The following is an 18743-nucleotide window of genomic DNA, read 5'->3' as shown; positions in this document are numbered from 1 at the left end:
CGGCGGGACGCAGGACGGAGGACGTGCGGCGCCCCGGGGGCCGGGCGGCGGCCGATCGCCCACCACCGAGGGGGAAACCCATGCGCCTGACCATGCCGAGCGGCACCCCGGAAGGAATCCCGCTCACCGTCATGCCGTTCCGCGAGGACGCGGTCATCGGCACCATGTCCCTCGCGACGCTGGTGCGCCTCGTGCCGTCACCGCGTCAGGAGGAGGACCCGCGCGCCCTCAAGGCCGCGTCCGGGCACGACCGGCGCCGCGCCGAACTGCGCGCGACCGTGCAGCGGACGCTGAAGTCCCAGAAGGGCAGGAACATCCCGGACTACGCCGAGTACATCGCCGCCGGCATCCTCGGCAAGCACGGCTCCGCCTGGTCCACGCCCCCGATCACGCTCTGGCACCCGGGCGAGATCGCCGCGATGAGCGACGAGCTGGTCCCCGGCTCGGGCCTGCGGACGCTGACCGTCGCCCCGGACGCCATGGTGATCGCCATCGACGGCGAGACCCAGACCACCGCCTGGCACGACATCTACCGGGACCCGGAGTCCTTCGGCCTCACCTACACCGAGCTCGGCCGACGGATCCGCATCCCCTTCGAGCTCTACCTGGGAATCTCCCCGGCGGACGCGCGACAGATCTTCTACGACCGCAACGTCAAGGGCGTCGACGTCGCCAAGAACCTGGCCATGTCCATGGACCAGCGCGACCTCGCCACCCGTCTCGCCCACACCGTCGGCGAGAAGCTCGAGGTCGAGTCGGACGGCCGGCGGATGCCGTTCGGCACGCTGGTCAACGCCGGCAAGCGGCAGCTCACCAGGACCGACAAGGAGGTCGTGACGCTGTCCGCGCTGCGGGCGCTGATCGTCACCACCGTCTTCGGCGGCAAGGGCGTGGAGTACTCGGCGGCCAACGTCGACGAGGGCGACCTGCCGTCCAACACCGACGCCGACGAGGTGGAGGCAGTGGTCGTCCGGCTGGTGTCCCGGCTGATCGGGGGCCGTTTCCCGGAGTTCGCCCGGCGCAGCGCGATCACCGCCCCGGCCGTGATGGCGGGCCTCGGCGTCCTGCTGCACCGCGCGACCCCCTGGTGCGCCCCCGGCGACGCCATGAGCTACGAGAGGGTCGATCAGATGCTTGCCGACGTCCGCTGGGAGCGCGAACCCGTCTACTGGGACGGCGTCTGCGCCAGCGTCGGCTCCACCGGCCGGCTCAACTTCAGCGGCGGCGTGAAGGACTCCGCCGGCCGCGTCGCGGGCGCGCTCCTCGACCCGTACAGCGAGCTGGGCCGAAAGATCCGAGGGGTGCGGAGCTGAACAGGCCCACGGTGCGGATCACCTGACGCCGAGACCTTCCCAGCCGAACGCTCCTCCCCGGACGAGGCCCCACCCGCGGGCACGGCCCCCGGCTCCCGCACCCGGTGTGCGTGGCGACCAAGGTGCATGCCGCGCCCGGAGTCGGCCCGGTCCGGCCGGTCCAGCCCCGGGCGCGGCGGTGCGGCCCTGCTTCCGTCAGCATGCGCGCCCCTCCTCCCGTCACCCGTCAGTCCCCTTCCCTCCCCATCCGTACAAGGAATGGCCCCATGAGCTACCCGAACATCTCCGGCACGCCCTCCTCCCCCTCCCCTTCGTTCCCGCGTTCCGTCTCCGCCGCCTCCACGGACACGCCGGAGGCGACGTCGCAGACGCCCCCCGCTCCCGCGCGGTCGTCGGACGGGCGGAAGCCGTCGTGGCGCGGAGCACGGCTCACCCGCGGCGCCTCGACGCTCCGCACGCTGATCACGGCGCCCCTGGCCCGCCCGCGCAGGGCCGTCCTCGCCGCGGCCGCGGCAGCCGTGGGCTGCTCCCTGTCCGCCTGCTCCACCACCGGCGGCACCCAGACCGACACCGCGCCACCGGCGGCCACCGTCAGCGCCTCGCAGGACACCCGGAGCGCCGAGGACGCGCAGGAGACCCAGGACGCCCAGGACGACTCCGACGGCGACACCTTCGTCGTAGCGCTGGACAAGACCGCCACGTGGAACAACGGCGTCAAGGCGCACCTGAGCGGCTTCGGCCGGGGCACCTCCGGCGAGTACGCCAGCCCGGCCGGCGAGCCCTACCTGGCCTTCTCCGTCACCCTGCGGAACGGCTCCGAGTCCACGATCGACTTGGCCCTGGTCAGCCTGTCCTGCCCGGACGGCGCCGAGGAGATCTTCGACACGGACGCGGGCTTCGACGGCGCGCCGGACACGCACCTGCTGCCGGGCAAGTCGCAGACCTGGAAGGCGGCCTGCGTGTTCCCCAAGACGGCCAGGAGCGCCCAGATCGAGATCACGCCGACCGACAGCTCCGACTCCGGCTGGTACCGCACCGCCATCTTCACCGGCCAGGTGCGGTAGCCCGGACCGCGGACGGGACCCCGCCGGGTGCCGTCGTCGCCTCCGCACGGCGGCGGGCCCACGTCTCCACCGGCATCGAACGCACCCCGGTGCCGGGCCCACGGGCCCGCCCGCACACCTTGTACGGCCCCGCTCACCACCACCCGCGACCTGGGAGGTCACCGTGACGATCACCGAGCAGACCGAGCTGCCCCGCCGCCTCGCCGACGACTTCACCGCCCTGCAGGAGGCCGTCCTCGCCCGCATGAACGGGACCTGCGCTCCGGAGACGGCCGCAGCCCTGGAGCACGCCTCGCTCGCCGGTCCCGTCACCGTCGTCCTCGCCCACGCCGACGTCCTCGCCCGCGGCGCCGTCCGGCGCGCGGAACTCTCGGTGCAGCCCCCCGAGCGGCTGCGACGGCTGCGCGCACACGCGCGCAGGGTGCGACGCGCCCGGTCGCAGGCGGAGGCCCGGTACAAGGAGCAGCGCGCCCGTCGCCTCGCCGGCCGCTCCCGGCCGGTGGACACACTGGAGCTGAGGGTGGCGCGCACGGCGTTCGCGACGGCCTTCGACGAGGCCCTGCGGCAGGAACTCCGCGACAGGGGACTGCCGGACGGCGCACCGCAGGCGCCGGAGAGCGACCTCGCGCAGTGGGCCTGGGACCGGAAGACGGCAGGCGGTGAACCACCGGCACCGGTGCGCGACCTGCGGGACTGCGACGACGACGCCTTCGTGCAGGCCCTCCTGCGCGACGCCCGGGAGGAGGAGAACCCGTACCTCCCGCACGACGCGGTGGTCGAACGGTGGAGCCGCCACGCCCGCGCCGCGCTGGCCTGGGGCCGTTACGCGATCGGCCGGGCCGAGCGGGACGCACTCGCCTGCCCTCTCCCCGCACGGCGCACCCGGCTCGACGCCCTGGACGACGCCTACCAGGACACCGCGGTCCTCGCCGCCCGTTCCCGCGAAGCCCTGCTGCGGGCCGCGGACCTCCACGACCGGATGCGGGACTGCGTCACCACGGGACCCTTCGCGGAGCTCGTCGCGCAGTGCCGCGCCGCGGCCCTCGCGCGCTTCGCCGACGCCGAGCCCGAGATGTGGCACGGCGTGCGCGGACTGACCGCGAGGCACCGCGCGCACTGCCCCGAGCGGGCCGACGGCTGCCCGCACTGTCACCGCGCTCTCGCCGCCGTCCTCGCCGACGCCCCTCCCGCCGACACGGACGAGGAGGGTGACGGCGAACAGCCGACGGCGACGCTCCCGGCCGACGTGGACCGCTACGCCCTGCTCGCCGACCTTCCCGACACCGCCGTCGTGGCCGTCGCCGACGCCGCCGTCGGTGACGAGTCCGCACGGTGCGGCTACGGCTGGGCGGCCGAGGACGGGACCACCGGACACGGCGACTCCCTGGCCTCGAGCAGCGGTGAGGCCGAAGTCATCGGTGTCTGCGCGGCTGCCCTCAGCCTCCTCGAACACCACGAGGAGGCACCCGTGGTGCTGCTGTGCGACAGCACCGAGGCGGTCGGCGCGGTCGACGCGGCCCTGCGCTCCGCCGACCCGTCGGCCGCCCACCGCACCCTCCTCTTCCCGGAGAGCCGGCAGCTGATGGCCCGCCTGGTGCGCCACCGCCACCGTGTCCAGGTCCGCTGGCTGAAGGGCCACATCGGACACGACCTCAACGAGACCGCCGACGCCTTCGCCCGCCTCGCCCTCCGCCGCGCCACCGGCCGGATCCTTCCCGCCGCCGCCCGCAAGGAGGAGGCACGGATCCTGCGCTCGCTCGGCGCCGCGGCCGGTCCCCTCCCGGCCGCCGCCTGAGTCCACGGCCCGAGGCGGCAGTCACCGAGCCCCACGGCCTCCTTCGCCCCTCGTACCCGCACATCGACACGGACGGCGCCGCCGGCGGGCCGCGGCGCTCACGAACCACCGCCCGCCGCGGTGTCGAAGGCCGCGAGGCCGTACTCGTCGGACGAGTTGACCTGGACGACGAGGCCACCGGAGGCGAGCAGCCGGTCGGGGTGGTTCCGCTGGTAGGCGGCGGGAAGCCCGCCGGTCCCGGTCACGGAGCCGTCGGCCAGGGAGCGGCGCCGTACGGCGAACAACCAGTCGCCGAGGTCCTCCGTGTCCTCACCCTCCACGGCGTACAGCGAGTCGCCCTGGATCCGCAGCGGGGCGAGTTCGAGGACCTCCTCCCGCAGGGCGGTGTGCCAGCGGACCTTTCCCGTGCCGAGGTCGATCGCCGCCAGTCCCCGGGCGAGGCCGGCCGGGCCCGACCGCGCCTCCAGCACCAGCACGTTCCGCCCGACGAGGGGCCTGGAGAGCCGCAGGGTGCCGAAGGACTGCTCGACCGGCAGGTCGAGCGGCTTCCCGCCGGCGGATCCGAGGACGCTCAGGTACTCGTCGCCGGACGGGTCGGCGTAGTGGGCCACGACGGGCTCGGCCGTCACGATCCCCACGGGTGTGGCCCCGCTCCGCTCGATCCCATGGGTGGCGCGGACCTCGCCGGTGACGACGTCGAGTTCGACGACGCGTCTGGTGTCGAGGTCCTCCTGGTCGCACGTGTCGGACACGGCGATCGTGCGCACGCCGGGGACCACGTCGTCCACTTCGCAGTTCCCCCGGGTCCAGGGGTACGTCCAGACCGGCTTGCCGGTGGCCCGGTCGAGCCCGAGGAGGCCCTTCTCGCCGGACACCACCATCACGTCGCCGGAGACCGAGGCGACGTGCCGCGGGGCCTCACCGACCCGCCGGTGCCACAGCAGTCTGCCGGTGCCGCTGTCCAGGGCCGCGGCGACGTCGCAGACGGCGGGCGAGGTGTAGGCCCTGCCGAACCTGACGAGTCCCACGCCGCCGCTGGTCGCCGTCCCGGCGTCCGAGGCCCCGCAGGGAACGAGGCCCTTGGCGGGCGGTGGGACGGTCCACTCGGAGGTTCCGGTGCGTGGGGCGAAGCCCCGGATCCCGGAGGCGTCGATGCGTACCAGCGCCTCGGGTGTCAGCCAGGCACCCATGATTTCCGAGTCGACCTCGGAAACCCCCGGCTGCGCGGTCCACGCGACCCGGCGGTCGCCCTTCGCGGTGACGTCGGGGAGCGGGTCGGCGCCGTCGGCGGCGGGACCGACGCCGGACGGCTTGCCGGTCGCGCCGCCCGCGCTCCGGTTCTCCTCGACCAGGTCCGGCAGGTGGATCACGCCCGCGACGGCCAGCGCGACGACAGCCGCCGCGGCCGTCGCGGTGGTGAGCGCCCTGCGACGGCGCCGCGGACGCGGTGGCGGCCCGGCGGCCGCCCCCGGATCCGGGCGGGAGCCGGGGACGGCCGGGGGCGCGGGCGGGGCGATGCGGTACGACGTGGGCTCCCCGGCCGTGCGGGCGGGAACCGGACCGGAGCCGACGCGCAGGCGCGACTGCGCGGCACGGGCGGCGGCGATCACCTCGCGCGGAGCGGGCCTCAACGCGGGGTCCTTGGCCAGGCAGCGCCGTACGAGCGCGGTCAGCTCCCCGGGCAGGCCGTCGAATTCCGGTTCCTCGTACACGGTCCGGTACGCCAGCACGGCCGGCGGGCCCTCGCCGAAGGGGTCACGGCCGGTCGCCGCGAACAGCAGCACGCCGCCGAGGGAGAAGAGGTCGTGGGCGAACCGGGCGCGTACGACCTTCAGCGCCACCGGGGGGCCGCCGCCCGAGTCGGCCCTCCGGGCGAGGTGGACCTCCCCCATCCCCCCTTCGCCGAGCAGCCGTTCCAGGACGTACGGTCCGACGCGGCGTGGCGTGGCGTCGCCTCCGCCACGCCGCTCCCTCTCTCCCTCACGCACGGCTCAGGCTCCCCCCCCGTCGCTCGTCGACGGGTGATCGTAGCCGCTTCTGCGTCATCCGGGGGGAGGTGAGGAAGCCGGGCGGTACGGGGCGTACGGTCCCGCGACCGCCACGACGAGCGCTCGCCGGTCCCTGGAAGCCGGCCGGGGCCGTCCGGGCCGCACTGGGCCCGGGTCGCTCGACGCACGGCCGGCGACGCGCCACCGGACGGAACCGCGTGGCCGGCCGGCCACGGACCACGCCCCTGTCCGCCCGCGTGCGGGGGCGGACACACCGAGGCCCTCCGTGCCCGTGCAGCGGGCGCGGAGGGCCTCGGCGGGACCGCCGACGGTTCAGGGGGCCGCGGTGGCGGCGGGGGCCTCGTCCCGGCCGGGGTCGCCGGCGGCTTCGCCCTCGTCGAGCCCCACGTCCTTCGTCTCCTTGCCCAGCAGCAGCGCCACCAGGGTCAGCAGCGCCATCGAGGAGAGGTAGACGCCGACCAGCCACGGCGAGCCGTCACCGGCCTCCCACAGGGCGACCGCTATGAACGGGGCGACGGCCGCGCCGAGGATCGAGCTGACGTTGTAGGAGATCCCGGAGCCCGTGTAGCGCACGCTCGTCGGGAAGAGCTCCGGCAGCAGCGCGCCCATCGGGCCGAACGTCATGCCCATCAGCGTGAAGCCGAGCACCAGCCACAGCACCACGCCGAGCGTGCCCATGCCGATCAGCGGCACCCACGCCAGCCCGAAGACCAGGATCCCGGCGGTGACCAGGATCAGCGTGGAGCGCCGGCCGTACTTGTCGGCGAGCGGGCCGGAGACCAGGGTGAACACGGCGAAGAACAGCACCCCGAAGATCATCATCAGGACGAAGGTGGTGTAGCTGTACCCCAGGCCGGGCACGGCGGCGTCCTCCGGCGTACGGCCGTAGCTCAGCGAGAACGTGGTCATCAGGTAGAAGAGCACGTACGTCGCCAGCATGAAGAAGGTGCCGAGGACCAGCTGCTTCCAGTGGCCGCGGAAGACGGTGGCCAGCGGCAGCTTCCGCACCAGCCCGGCCTCGCGGGTCCTGGAGAAGACCGGCGCCTCCACCAGGCGCATCCGCACCCACAGGCCGATCGCGACCATCACGGCGGAGAACAGGAACGGGATGCGCCAGCCCCAGCTCAGGAAGGCGTCCGAGGGCTGGGACGGGTCGGCGCCCGCCGCGGACGGCAGCAGCGCGCCGATGATCAGGAAGAGGCCGTTGCCGATGATGAAGCCGAGCGGGGCGCCCAGCTGCGGGAACGTGCCGTAGAGGGCGCGCTTGCCCTTCGGGGCGTTCTCGGTGGCGACCAGGGCCGCGCCGCTCCACTCGCCGCCGAGCGCGAAGCCCTGCGCGAGCCGCATCAGCACCAGCAGCGCGGTGGCGGCCCAGCCGGCCTGGGCGTAGGTGGGCAGCACGCCGATGAGGAAGGTGGCGATGCCCATGGTGAGGAGCGAGGCCACCAGTGTGCCCTTGCGGCCGAGCCGGTCGCCGAGGTGTCCGAAGACCACGGCGCCGATCGGGCGGGCGACCATCGCGGCGCCGAACACCGCGAAGGACGACAGCAGCGCCGTCGTCGGGTCGCTGCTCGGGAAGAAGAGCTTGGGGAAGACCAGGACGGCGGCGGTCGCGTAGATGTAGAAGTCGTAGAACTCGATCGTCGTGCCGATGAGGCTCGCGATGAGGACCCGGGACCGAGAGTTGACGGGGGCCGGGCCGGTGGTTGGTGCGGGCATTTCACGGTCTTTCCGGGGAGGAACGGTCACCGGCGGCGTACACCGGCGGCCCGCACCGCGCCACGCGTCCACCTCGCGGGAGGCCGCACGAACAGTGTGGGCCATACAACGATCTCAGACATCTCACTGGCCAGAAACGTCGTACCGACATGTGAGACGTGAATATTGCGTGGCCCGGCCCTCCCCTTCCTTCCTACACTCACCGCACAGACGCCGCCCGCCGTCGGGCCGCGCATCCATGACCAGTGAGGGGAGACCGGCCGTGCGCGACCACGCCACCGCTGCCGCTCCCCGTTCCCGGTCCCGCCGGTCCGTGGTGATCCTGGTGTCTCCCGCCCTCCGGTGCCCGCCGCGCGGCCGGTACCGGATGCCCGCGACGCACGTCTGAGCCTCGTACGCCCCACGGACCAGGGGCGCACGACGCCGTGCGCCGGGACATCGCGCCGCCCTTCTCCGGAACATCCGAAAGGCCACGGGCCATGCGCACCGACTCCCTCACCACCGTCCGCAACCTGGGCATCCTCGCCCACGTCGACGCCGGCAAGACCACCGTCACCGAGCGGATCCTGTTCGCCACCGGCACCACGCACAAGCGCGGTGAGGTGCACGACGGCACCACCGTCACCGACTTCGACCCGCAGGAACGCGACCGGGGCATCACCATCTTCGCCGCCGCCGTCAGCTGCGCCTGGGAGGGACACCGGATCAACCTCATCGACACCCCGGGCCACGTCGACTTCGCCGACGAGGTGGAGCGCGCGCTGCGCGTCCTCGACGGCGCGGTCGCCGTGTTCGACGCGGTCGCCGGTGTGGAGCCGCAGAGCGAGTCGGTGTGGCGGCAGGCGGACCGGCACGGTGTGCCGCGGATCGCGTTCGTCAACAAGATGGACCGGGCCGGCGCCGACCTGGACGCCGCCGTCGCCTCCGTCCGGGAGCGGCTGCACCCCGCACCCCTGGCGGTGCAGCTGCCGATCGGCGCGGAGGACACCTTCACCGGCGTCGTCGACCTGCTGCACATGCGCGCCCTGACCTGGACCGACGAGGGCCGGGCCCGCGACGCCGCACCGGTGCCGGACGAACTGCGCGAGGAGGCGCGCAGACGGCGCCGGCTGCTGGAGGAGGCCGTAGCCGAGCTGCATCCGGGCGCGCTGGAGGAGTTCTGCGACACCGGCGCGCTCGGCACCGGCACGCTCACCGGAGCCCTGCGGGACCTGACCCGCACCGGTGACGCCGTCGTCGTCCTGTGCGGCTCCGCCTACCGCAACCGCGGCGTCGAACCCCTGCTGGACGCCGTACTCGCCTACCTGCCGTCACCCCTCGACGTGCCGCCGGTACGCGGTACGCACGAGGGCGACGGCACCGAACAGCGGCGGGCCGCCGACCCGGCGGCACCGCTGGCCGCCCTCGCGTTCAAGGTGAACGCCACCGCCACCGGGCGGCTGACCTACCTGCGGGTGTACTCGGGAACGATCGAGAAGGGGGACACGGTGTGGGACGCCACCGCGCGGCGCTCCGAACGCATCGGGCGCATCCTGCGCGTACAGGCCGACCGGCACGCCCCGCTGGACCGGGCGGTCGCCGGGGACATCGTCGCCGTGGTCGGGCTCAGGTCCGCCCGCGCCGGCTCCACGCTGTGCGCACCGGACGCCCCGCTCGTCCTGGAGCCCTTGGGGGTCGCCGAGCCGGTCGTCTCCGTGGCCGTCGAGGCACTGAAGGGCACCGACACCGGGCGTCTGGCGTCGGCACTCGCGCGGCTCGCCGAGGAGGACCCCTCGCTGGTCGTGCGCACCGACCCGGAGACCGGCCAGACGGTGCTCTCCGGCATGGGCGAACTGCACCTGGAGGTCGCGGTGGAGAGGATCCGGCGTGAGCAGGGGCTGGGCGTCAACGTCGGTCGTCCCCGGGTGAGTCACCGGGAGACCGTCGGCCGGGGTGTGTCCGGGTTCGTGTACCGGCACGTCAAACAGGACGGCGGGGCGGGGCAGTTCGCCCATGTGGTCCTCGACGTCGAACCGCTGGACTCCCCGGAGTCCGGCTTCGAGTTCCGCTCCACCGTCGTCGGCGGGCGCGTGCCGCAGGAGTACGTCCGTGCCGTCGAGGCGGGCTGCCGGGACGCCCTGGCCGAGGGGCCGTCGGGCGGCCACCCGGTGACCGGGCTCCGTGTCACGCTCACCGACGGATCGACCCATGTGAAGGACTCGTCGGACACCGCGTTCCGCACCGCCGGCCGGTTCGGACTGCGGGACGCCCTGCGGGCCTGCGCGATGGTGCTCCTTGAGCCGGTCGTCGAGGTCACGGTCACCGTGCCCGAGGACGCGGTGGGCGGGGTGCTCGGCGATCTGGCCGCGCGTCGCGGCAGGGTGACCGGTTCGGTCGTCCGGGCCTGCGCGACGGTCGTCACCGCCACCGTGCCGCTGGCCGAACTGTTCGGCTACGCGACCCGGTTGCGCAGCCGCACCCAGGGCCGCGGCACCTTCACCACCCGGCCCACCGGTTACGCCCCCGCGCCGGCCCCCGCGCCCGCGCGGTAAGTGGTAAGGAGTGAACGGCGGCCCCTCCCGCAACTCGGCCGGGAGGGGCCGCCACCACCGCCGTACGCACACACCCGGACCGCCGGCGTCGGCCATCGGCGTGCCCCCGGCGCCGGGATCAGGGGTACGACACCACCGTGGACGGCACCGTGCCGGTGCCGGACGTCGGTGCGCCGGTGTCGTTGATGACGCACTCGTACCGACGCCGTCGCCGTGGTCGGCGCGCCGGACCCAGGTGTGGTCGACGATGGTGCGCCGGGCGCTGACCACCATGCCGGTGGCCGCCGCGGTCCCGGGCGACCGGAAGCGCCGGGACTTCCGCGGCCCGCCGTTCTTCCTGCGTGCGGAGCACCGCTCGAACCAGTGCCGTGACCGGGAGGGTTCGCCGGGCCGGTGGAGCGACACCGGGAGTCCGGGCCGTTCGATAGTGTGTTTGTTCGGGGAAGGGCTGAACGGCTGCTGCCGACGGGCAACGGCGACCACCATCGTGACGCGCTCCACGACCACGGGCGTCGGTACGCTCTTCGGTCCCCCGGGGGACGGCTCACGAGACGGCTGGAGGGAGACCGATGACGACCGCTCACGTCTCGTCCGGGGCGGGGAACAGCCCGCCGTCGGAGAGCGACACGGTCATCGACGTACGGGACCTGCGGATGCGCTACCGCGACCAAGAGGTTCTGAAAGGCGTGGACTTCATGGCCCGGCAGGGTGAGGTCCTCGTGCTGCTCGGCCCGAACGGCGCGGGCAAGACGACCACGATCGAGGTTCTGGAAGGCTTCCGGATGAGGTCGGCCGGCGACGTGACCGTCCTCGGTGCCGATCCGGCCCGCGGGGACGAGCGGTGGCGCGCACGCCTGGGCATCGTGCTGCAGTCCTGGCGCGACCACGGCAAGTGGCGGGTGCGGGAGCTGCTGGCCCACCTCGGCTCGTACTATGCGCCGTACTCCACCGCCCTCGTCCGGCGGCCGTGGGACACCGACGAGCTCATCGCCGCGGTGGGACTGACCGCGCAGGCGGGCAAGCGGGTCGGCACCCTGTCGGGTGGCCAGCGCAGGCGTCTCGACGTGGCCGTCGGCATCGTGGGCAGGCCCGAGCTGCTGTTCCTGGACGAGCCGACCGCCGGTCTGGACCCGGAGGCCAGGAACGAGTTCCACGGCCTGGTGCGCGGGCTCGCGGACGAGAGGACCACCGTCCTGCTGACCACGCACGACCTCGCCGAGGCGGAGAAGCTCGCCGACCGGATCCTCATCCTGGCCGGTGGCCGGATCGTCGCCGACGGCTCGGCCGAGGAGCTGTCCCGGCAGGCGTCGGGGGAGGCCACCGTGCGCTGGACCCGGGACGGGCGGCCCTTCGAGCGGGCGACGGCCGAACCCACCCGGTTCGTCCGCCGGCTGTTCGAGGAGCACGGTGAGGCGATCGGCGGTCTCGAGGTGCGCCGGGCGAGCCTGGAGGACACCTACCTGACGATGGTGCGGGAGCTGGAGACGGGAAGCGGCCCCGGCGAGCCGGCGGCACGCGCTTTCGGGGAGGGATCGTGACGAGTCCGGTGTGGTACGCGGCGAGGCTGGGGGTGCGGCGCGGCCGGACGGAACTCCGGCAGACCTTCACCTCGGGCCAGGACGTGTTCGGGTACGTGCTCTGGACGGTCCTGCTCATGGTGCCGCTGTTCCTGGCCAGGGACGAGCGGCTGAAGGGCGCGGGCATCTCGGCCGGTGCGTTCATGCTGCCGAGCATGGTGGGCATGACGCTCGCGTTCACCGGGATGATGACCACGGCGCAGCTGCTCGCGACCGAGCGCGAGGACGGCACGCTGCTGCGGGCCAAGGCCGTGCCCCACGGCATGGTCGGCCACCTGGTCGGCAAGATCGTCATGGTGTCGGGCACGGCCCTCGTCTCCATGGCGCTCCCCTTCGTCGTCGGCGTGTTCCTGGTGGACGGGGTGGCCCGGCAGGGCGGCGGAGCGTTGCTGACGCTGGTGTGGGTGGTGCCGCTGGGCCTCCTGGCGACCCTGCCGATGGGCGCCGTCATCGGCTCGCTCGTCGACAGCCCGCGCACCGTCGGCCTGCTGATGCTTCCGGTGATGGGGCTGATCGTGATCTCCGGGATCTACTTCCCGCTGTCGAAGCTGCCCGAGTGGCTGCAGATCGTGGGGCAGGTCTTCCCCGTGTACTGGCTCGGCCTCGGTCTGCGGGCCGCGCTGCTGCCGGCCGGGGCGGTCGCCGCCGAGGTCGGCGGATCCTGGCGGTACCTGGAGACGGCGGGCGTGCTGGGCGCCTGGGCGGTCGCCGGGCTGCTCCTCGCTCCGTCCGTCCTGCGCAGGACGGCCCGCCGGGAGTCCGGGGCCACGATGGCGGAGCGGCACCTGAAGGCGATGCGGCGGGTCGGTTAGCGCCGGGCGGGGAATGCCGGACCGGCTCCCGGCCGGACCGCGCACGCAGGTGCCGACGGCGCGGTGCGTCCGGAGCCGCCACCACGGAGGTCCGCGTCACCCGGCCCCGGAATCGGAGGCGGTACGGCATGTTCCGCTGTGTGGGGCGGAACAACGCAGACATGTCAAAGGGGACGCGCTCGACGCTTGTCGTCGTCTTTCTGGTCTGGAGCCTGTTCGCCTTCCCGTGGTTCGACAAGGGCTGCGACATCGCGGAGGCGTACACGGCGGTCATCAAGTACGGGGCGCCGGAGGGCCTGGAGCCCTTGCCCGCCTGTTACGGCTGAGGGCTTGCCGCGAGGGGCGCCGTCCCGCTCGGGCGGACCGGAAGGATATTTGGTCATAGGTATGAAGACGTACTAAGGTGAGGGGATGCCCGGTTCCCACGCGTCCGACCAGGACCTCAGCCACGTAGCCCGTGCGCTGACGGCGATCCTGCCGACGCTGAACCGGGCGGTGGACCGGCGCCTCGCCCAGGACGTCGCGATCCCCAAGCCCCCCGAGGGGCAGCTGGCGCTGCTGCGGCTCGTCGCGGAGCGGGACGGCATCGCCGTACGCGAAGCCGCCGACGTGATGCTGATGAAGCCGAACAACGTCAGTGCCCTGGTCTCCCAGATGACCAGTCAGGGACTGCTGGAACGCCGGCAGGACACCCGCGACAAGCGAGTGGCGCACCTGCACCTGACGGCGCGCGCACGGCAGGACCTGACCCGGGTGGACGACCTCAGGCACGGTTACGTCATCGAGGCGCTGCACACCCTCACCGACGGAGATCTCGACGCCATCGGATCGGCCCTCGCCGCTCTGAACAACCTCGCACAGCGTCTCCACCCCGCCCACTGACGGCAACACCGCGGAACCCGCCCGGCCGATCCGGCCCGGCGGGCGCCGCCCCCTGTTCTCTTAGCACCCGGGAATCACCTTCATGTCCTCCACTGCCGTGGATCACTCACCCCTGTCCGCCGCCACCCCTGAGGGAGTCCGGCGCGGCCGCCGGAGCAATCCGTGGCTGACCCTGATCGCTGTCGCCTTCGGCCTGTTCATGGTCGGGCTCGACGGCAGCGTCGTGTCCATCGCCAACCCCGAGATCGGACGTGACCTCGACGCGTCCACCGCCGATCTGCAGTGGGTCACCAACTCCTACCTCCTCGCCCTTGCCGCCGCGTTGATCCTCGGCGGCAAGCTGGGCGACCGCTTCGGCCGGCGGACGTACTACCTGATCGGCGTCGCCGGCTTCACGGCGGCCTCCGTGGCGATCGGCCTGGCCGGCTCGATCGAGGGCGTCATCGCCTTCCGCGCCCTGCAGGGCTTCTTCGGAGCCCTGCTCATGCCCAACACCCTGGGAATGCTGCGGGCGGTCTTCCCGCCGAAGAAGTTCGGCATGGCCGTGGGCATCTGGGCGATGGTGTCGTCCGTGTCGACCGCGCTCGGCCCCATCGTCGGCGGCCTGCTCGTCGAACACGTCAACTGGGAGTCGGTCTTCTACATCAACGCCCCCATCGGCGTCATCGCGCTCGTGTTCAGCGCGCTCGTCCTGCCGCAGAGCAGGAACTCCACCGGCCACCACCGCTTCGACATCCCCGGTGTCGTCCTGCTGGCGCTCGGACTGCTCGCGGTCGTCTTCGGCGTGGTCAAGGGCGAGACCTGGGGCTGGACCTCCGCCGGCACCCTGGGCACCATCGCCGCGGGCATCGTGATCCTGCTGGCCTTCGGCCGGTACGAGACGCGCGTCGAGCACCCGCTGCTCCCCATGCGCATGTTCCGCAGCCCCGCGCTGACGATCGGCACGATCATCACCGCCGTCAACTTCTTCGTCCTGCTCGGCGTGATCTTCTTCGTCATGCTGTACCTGCAGAACGTCCGCGGCTTCACCCCCGTCGAGGCCGGTGTGCGCACCCTGCCGCTCAGTCTCGCCTCCGTCGTCGCCTCGCCGATCGGCGCCGCGCTCACCGAGCGCTTCGGCGCGCGGCTGTCGATGCCGCTGGGCATGGCCCTCCAGGCCGCCGCGTCCTTCTGGATGCTCACCTGGGACGCGCACTCCTCCTACGGCGTGCTGTGGCCGCCGTTCATCGCCCTCGGCCTGGGCGTCGGCATGGTGATGGCGGCCTCCTCCGACGCCATCGTCGGCAACGCCCCCGTCAAGGACGCCGGTGTCGCCGGCGGCCTGCAGGCCACCGCGCTGCAGATCGGCGGCGCGCTCGGCACCTCCGTCCTCGTCTCACTGATCAGCAGCCGTGTCGGCGCGACGCTCCACGGGGAACTGACCGCCGGCGGAGTGCCCGCCCCCGTGGCACAGGGCCTGGCGGAGGCCAAGGACGCGGTGGCGATGGGCGTCTCCCCGGTCTCCGGTGACATGCCCGACCGGCTGAGGGCCGCGGTCGTCGAGGGCAGTGGCCAGGCCTTCATGAACGGGGTCCACAGCGCCGTGCTCGTCACCGGCGTGCTGTGCGTGGTGGGTGCCGTGCTCGCCGCCGTCGGCGTACGGCGCACCGCGCAGGCCCCCGCCCGTCACTGAGGGACGGGGAACGGGTGACGTGCCCGGCCGGACCGCAGGGCTCCCGTGGAGACGACGGCCCGTCCGACCGGCCGGGCCGTCCCACGGTGGGCGGGGGCGCGTGGGGGGTGAGGGCGCGTGGTGGCCGCAGGGCTCCCGTGGAGACGACGGCCCGTCCGACCGGCCGGGCCGTCCCACGGTGGGCGGGGGCGCGTGGGGGGTGAGGGCGCGTGGTGGGCGGTGGCACGTGGCGGGCCGATCGGGGCGTCGCGCCGAACCGTCATCCACCGGGCGGATGAACCCCATCCGGAATACCGATCACAGGGCCCCTGGGCAGCGCCGGTGACCTGCTTCATAGTCGTGCTCAGTTCCTGAGGCCCGGCTTTCCCGGGCCGTTCCCCTCCGGGCGCGACGAGGCCCCCTTCCGCACGGCGGACGTGTGCGCTCGTCACCCGTGACCGCCACGTGGAGTGACCCGCATGACCGGATCCGCCCCTCCGCCTCCCCCCGTCGCCCTCACGGCCGCCGCCCCCGACGACGAAGCCCCGGACGGCCTGCCCGCCACCGGAGCCGCGCACCGGCTGCGGATCACGCTCCTGATGGCCGGCAGCTGCCTGCCCATCCTGGGCGCCGTCCTCATCGCCCCGGTGCTGCCGAAGATGCAGGACCACTTCGCGACGGTGCCCGGAGCCGAGACCCTGGTACCGGTCGCACTCACCGTTCCCGCCCTCTCGCTCGCCCTGCTCGCCCCCTTCGCGGGCGTGATCGTCGACCGGCTCGGCCGCAAGCGCCTGCTGCTGGTCGCCACGGTGCTGTACGCCCTCTTCGGCACCGCCCCGCTGTGGCTGGACTCGCTGCCCGCCATCGTCGCCAGCCGCGCCCTGGTCGGCGTCGTCGAAGCAGCGATCATGATCTGCTGCACCACACTGATCGGCGACTACTACAGCGGTCGCCTGCGCGACCGCTACCTCGCCCTGCAGACCATGTGCTCCGCCGCCTCCGCGACCGTCTTCTTCGTGATCGGCGGAGCGGCGGGTTCGGCCGGCTGGCGGGCCCCGTTCTGGATCTACGCCGTCAGTCTGCTGATCGCCCCCGCCATGGCCGCCGCCCTGCCCACCCCCCGCACCGGCGGCACGAGCACCACCGCGCGCGCCGAGGAGGACAGGCGCCCCTTCCCGGTGCGGCCGCTGGCCGGGATCTGCGCCCTCACCGTGTTCGGCGCCCTGGTCTTCTACACCGTCCCGGTCGAGATGGCCTACCTGCTGGACGACCTGGGCGTGGGCTCCACCGGCGTCATCGGCCTGGCCACCGCGGTCGCCAGCGCCGCCACCGTAGCCGGCTCGATCGCCTTCACCCGGCTGCCCGGCGACCCGGTCCGCCGACTGCCCGCGGTGCTCGCGCTGTGCGCGGCCGGATTCGCGGTGATGTCCCTGGCCGGCAACACCACCGTCCTGATCACCGGAGCCGTCCTCAACTGCCTGGGCACCGGCATCCTGCTGCCCTCCCTGCTGACCGCCGCGATGTCCCGGCTCGACTACGCCGACCGGGGCCGGGGGACCGGACTGTGGATGGCGGCCTTCTTCGGCGGCGAGTTCCTCTGCCCCCTGGCGCTGATCGCCGCCGAGTCCGCCGTCGGCACGCTGGCCGCCGCCGTGGGCCTGCTCGCCCTGGCGACCGCGGCCGTCGCCCTGGCCCTCCTCGCCGTCACCCGCCGCTCCCGGGCGGTCGGGGCGGAACCCGCGGCAGGGTGACCCACGGGGCGCCGAAACCCGCTCGCGGCAGCACCGCGGCGGACCCGCACCCCGGAACACCAAGTCGTACCGGGCTTCGTGGTTCTCCCTTCCCGGGGTTACGACCCCGGGGAGGGAGGACAAGAAGTTCCTGCTCGTGCCGCACCGTATGTGGGACGTTGTCCGCGAAGCGTTCGGCGCCCCGGCAGGCAGACCCCTGGCCCAAGGGCGTCAGCCGGGCCGCCGAGGCCGACGACGCGGTTCAGCAGCCGGAGGAGTACGAGGTCGGGACGGGCATGCCGTGCGTGTTCGGGCGGCAGTTGAAGCTGTTCCGGGAGCGGGCGGGCCTGGACCGTGCGAGGCTCGGGTCCCTGACCGGGTACTCGGCCTCGACATACGCGTGGACATGGCCCGACCCGGTTGGCGAGAACGACCTCCGGGAAGCGGACGTGAGGTTCGACATCGCGGACTTCGACTTCACGAAGAATCCGACGAGCACCTGCAACGGCCTGTACCACGATGTACTCAACACCGGCACGCACGAGGCCGGTCACATCTTCGGGCTGGGCCACGTGGGTTCCGGGCACTCGAATCTCACCGTGTACACCGAGGCGAACCGCTGCGAAGTGAAGAAGAGGATACTCGGTGAGGGCGACGTCATGGGGCTTCGCGGCATCTATCAGGAGGACTCCGTGAGCTGGGTCGGACCACGTGCGATCGCGGCGGGATTGGCAGCCGTGGCGTTCACCGCGGTCGGGTGTGGATCAAAAGGGTCCGAAGGTGCCGACGCGAACAGCGAGAGTGTGTGCGCGAGCGACGTCATCTACGAAGGTCGCACGTATACAAGGCTCTCGAATGTCGAGTTCGAGGCCGGACGGAAGCTCGGTACCGCCACGAGTCCGCCGTGCCGTGACACCAATGACCAAGGCGCCGAAGTGCCGGAGACCTCGGAGAACGCCTATGCGGTGAGCGGCATCTCTCCGGACCTGGCCATAGCGATCGGACCATCTCCTGAACAGGCGGAAGCCTTCAGGGCCCTCCGCTCCGACAAGAAGATTCCCCCCGAGGTGCAAGAGTTGATCGACGGATCGTGTTCCGGCTCCACCGGCTCTGGCGTCACCGCTGATCACGTATCCGCCGACAACCTCCGGTCCGTTGCAAGGAGCTCACTGTGCCACCCCGCTTCGAGACAGCCCGCTTCCACGTCGAGTCGGGCCCCGACTCCCTCTTCACAAGGGTTCGGCACATCCTGAGCGAACCGGTGCGGCTGAAAGCCCACGGCACACACGTGACCGACCGACTGGAGCAGCGGGGTGCGCCCCTGGACATGTTGACCCGCTTCGAACCGGAAAGTTGGGAGCTGGTCTCGGCCGAGGTACGCACGGACACCGGGAAATGGGTGAAGTCGACCTGGCGGGTGTGGGCCGACGAGCGGAGCTGGTGGGTGGTGGTCGGACTGGGCAACGCGCTCGTCACCGTGATCGACGTGGACCCGCGGCGTCGGGGCATGGGGGAGGGCATCGTCACCGGAGGGCCCCTGTACGCACGGGTCGACGCCGTCAACGCGGAACTCATGTGCGGTACGTGAGAACTGTGCGGCGGGGCCACCGCTTCCCGTCCCCCTCCGCCGGCTCCGACGAAGGACGGACGGGAACGGCGG

The 18743-nt window shown here is 73.0% G+C and carries 14 protein-coding genes; 12 read left to right on the top strand and 2 right to left on the bottom strand.

Annotated elements, in window-relative coordinates; all coding sequences use genetic code 11:
* Positions 1-80 precede the first annotated feature (80 nt).
* From ACIA6T_RS19150 to ACIA6T_RS19140, 3 genes are all read left to right on the top strand, one after another.
* Positions 81-1313: a DNA sulfur modification protein DndB gene (locus ACIA6T_RS19150; RefSeq protein ID WP_399447654.1), complete on the top strand. Its 1233-nt coding sequence runs from the start codon at positions 81-83 to the stop codon at positions 1311-1313.
* Positions 1314-1579: 266 nt separating this feature from the next.
* Complete coding sequence (locus ACIA6T_RS19145) at positions 1580-2377, top strand: hypothetical protein (RefSeq protein ID WP_399447653.1); 798 nt, start codon at positions 1580-1582, stop codon at positions 2375-2377.
* A gap of 163 nt (positions 2378-2540) precedes the next feature.
* Complete coding sequence (locus ACIA6T_RS19140) at positions 2541-4172, top strand: RNase H family protein (RefSeq protein WP_399447652.1); 1632 nt, start codon at positions 2541-2543, stop codon at positions 4170-4172.
* 98 nt (positions 4173-4270) lie between these two features.
* On the opposite strand, the gene ACIA6T_RS19135 is transcribed toward ACIA6T_RS19140, so the two are convergent.
* Together ACIA6T_RS19135 and ACIA6T_RS19130 are read right to left on the bottom strand one after the other, a co-directional pair.
* Entirely contained in the window at positions 4271-6160 is a 1890-nt protein-coding gene (locus ACIA6T_RS19135) for a PQQ-binding-like beta-propeller repeat protein (protein ID WP_399447651.1), read from the bottom strand.
* Positions 6161-6493: 333 nt separating this feature from the next.
* On the bottom strand, positions 6494-7900 hold the full coding sequence (locus ACIA6T_RS19130; protein ID WP_399447650.1) for an MFS transporter: 1407 nt from the start codon (positions 7898-7900) through the stop codon (positions 6494-6496).
* A 479-nt stretch (positions 7901-8379) separates the two neighbouring features.
* Between ACIA6T_RS19130 and fusA the strand changes: the two genes are divergently transcribed.
* The 9 genes from fusA to ACIA6T_RS19085 all read left to right on the top strand — a co-directional run bounded on the left by fusA (position 8380) and on the right by ACIA6T_RS19085 (position 18671).
* Positions 8380-10431, top strand: a complete 2052-nt coding sequence (gene fusA / locus ACIA6T_RS19125) for an elongation factor G (protein ID WP_399447649.1) — start codon at positions 8380-8382, stop codon at positions 10429-10431.
* A 569-nt stretch (positions 10432-11000) separates the two neighbouring features.
* Positions 11001-11969 carry an ABC transporter ATP-binding protein gene (locus ACIA6T_RS19120; RefSeq protein ID WP_399447648.1) on the top strand — a complete coding sequence of 323 codons (969 nt, stop codon included), beginning with the start codon at positions 11001-11003 and terminating at the stop codon, positions 11967-11969.
* 32 nt (positions 11970-12001) lie between these two features.
* The gene (locus ACIA6T_RS19115; protein WP_399447713.1) at positions 12002-12820 is read left to right on the top strand and encodes an ABC transporter permease; all 819 of its coding nucleotides are present in this window, start codon (positions 12002-12004) and stop codon (positions 12818-12820) included.
* A 161-nt stretch (positions 12821-12981) separates the two neighbouring features.
* Positions 12982-13146: a hypothetical protein gene (locus tag ACIA6T_RS19110; RefSeq protein ID WP_399447647.1), complete on the top strand. Its 165-nt coding sequence runs from the start codon at positions 12982-12984 to the stop codon at positions 13144-13146.
* A gap of 85 nt (positions 13147-13231) precedes the next feature.
* A complete protein-coding gene (locus ACIA6T_RS19105; protein ID WP_399447646.1) occupies positions 13232-13702 on the top strand; it encodes a MarR family winged helix-turn-helix transcriptional regulator in 471 nt (156 codons plus the stop codon).
* An 82-nt stretch (positions 13703-13784) separates the two neighbouring features.
* Positions 13785-15374 carry an MFS transporter gene (locus tag ACIA6T_RS19100; RefSeq protein ID WP_399447645.1) on the top strand — a complete coding sequence of 530 codons (1590 nt, stop codon included), beginning with the start codon at positions 13785-13787 and terminating at the stop codon, positions 15372-15374.
* 458 nt (positions 15375-15832) lie between these two features.
* Complete coding sequence (locus tag ACIA6T_RS19095; RefSeq protein WP_399447644.1) at positions 15833-17104, top strand: MFS transporter; 1272 nt, start codon at positions 15833-15835, stop codon at positions 17102-17104.
* A 275-nt stretch (positions 17105-17379) separates the two neighbouring features.
* Positions 17380-18336 carry a DUF6281 family protein gene (locus tag ACIA6T_RS19090; RefSeq protein ID WP_399447712.1) on the top strand — a complete coding sequence of 319 codons (957 nt, stop codon included), beginning with the start codon at positions 17380-17382 and terminating at the stop codon, positions 18334-18336.
* Positions 18337-18371: 35 nt separating this feature from the next.
* Positions 18372-18671, top strand: a complete 300-nt coding sequence (locus ACIA6T_RS19085) for a hypothetical protein (RefSeq protein ID WP_399447643.1) — start codon at positions 18372-18374, stop codon at positions 18669-18671.
* Positions 18672-18743 lie beyond the last annotated feature (72 nt).

The sequence above is a fragment of the Streptomyces sp. NPDC051740 genome (assembly GCF_044453165.1).
GTDB lineage: Bacteria > Actinomycetota > Actinomycetes > Streptomycetales > Streptomycetaceae > Streptomyces > Streptomyces atrovirens.
This window is presented reverse-complemented; position numbering and strand designations above follow the sequence as displayed.

What these genes read in the sequence shown, in the direction of transcription:
- ACIA6T_RS19150 (WP_399447654.1), top strand. Translation starts at nt 81, where the DNA reads ATGCGCCTGACCATGCCGAGCGGCACCCCGGAAGGAATCCCGCTCACC.
- ACIA6T_RS19145 (WP_399447653.1), top strand. Translation starts at nt 1,580, where the DNA reads ATGAGCTACCCGAACATCTCCGGCACGCCCTCCTCCCCCTCCCCTTCG.
- ACIA6T_RS19130 (WP_399447650.1), bottom strand. Translation starts at nt 7,900, where the DNA reads ATGCCCGCACCAACCACCGGCCCGGCCCCCGTCAACTCTCGGTCCCGG.
- fusA (WP_399447649.1), top strand. Translation starts at nt 8,380, where the DNA reads ATGCGCACCGACTCCCTCACCACCGTCCGCAACCTGGGCATCCTCGCC.
- ACIA6T_RS19120 (WP_399447648.1), top strand. Translation starts at nt 11,001, where the DNA reads ATGACGACCGCTCACGTCTCGTCCGGGGCGGGGAACAGCCCGCCGTCG.
- ACIA6T_RS19110 (WP_399447647.1), top strand. Translation starts at nt 12,982, where the DNA reads ATGTCAAAGGGGACGCGCTCGACGCTTGTCGTCGTCTTTCTGGTCTGG.
- ACIA6T_RS19105 (WP_399447646.1), top strand. Translation starts at nt 13,232, where the DNA reads ATGCCCGGTTCCCACGCGTCCGACCAGGACCTCAGCCACGTAGCCCGT.
- ACIA6T_RS19100 (WP_399447645.1), top strand. Translation starts at nt 13,785, where the DNA reads ATGTCCTCCACTGCCGTGGATCACTCACCCCTGTCCGCCGCCACCCCT.
- ACIA6T_RS19095 (WP_399447644.1), top strand. Translation starts at nt 15,833, where the DNA reads ATGACCGGATCCGCCCCTCCGCCTCCCCCCGTCGCCCTCACGGCCGCC.
- ACIA6T_RS19090 (WP_399447712.1), top strand. Translation starts at nt 17,380, where the DNA reads ATGCCGTGCGTGTTCGGGCGGCAGTTGAAGCTGTTCCGGGAGCGGGCG.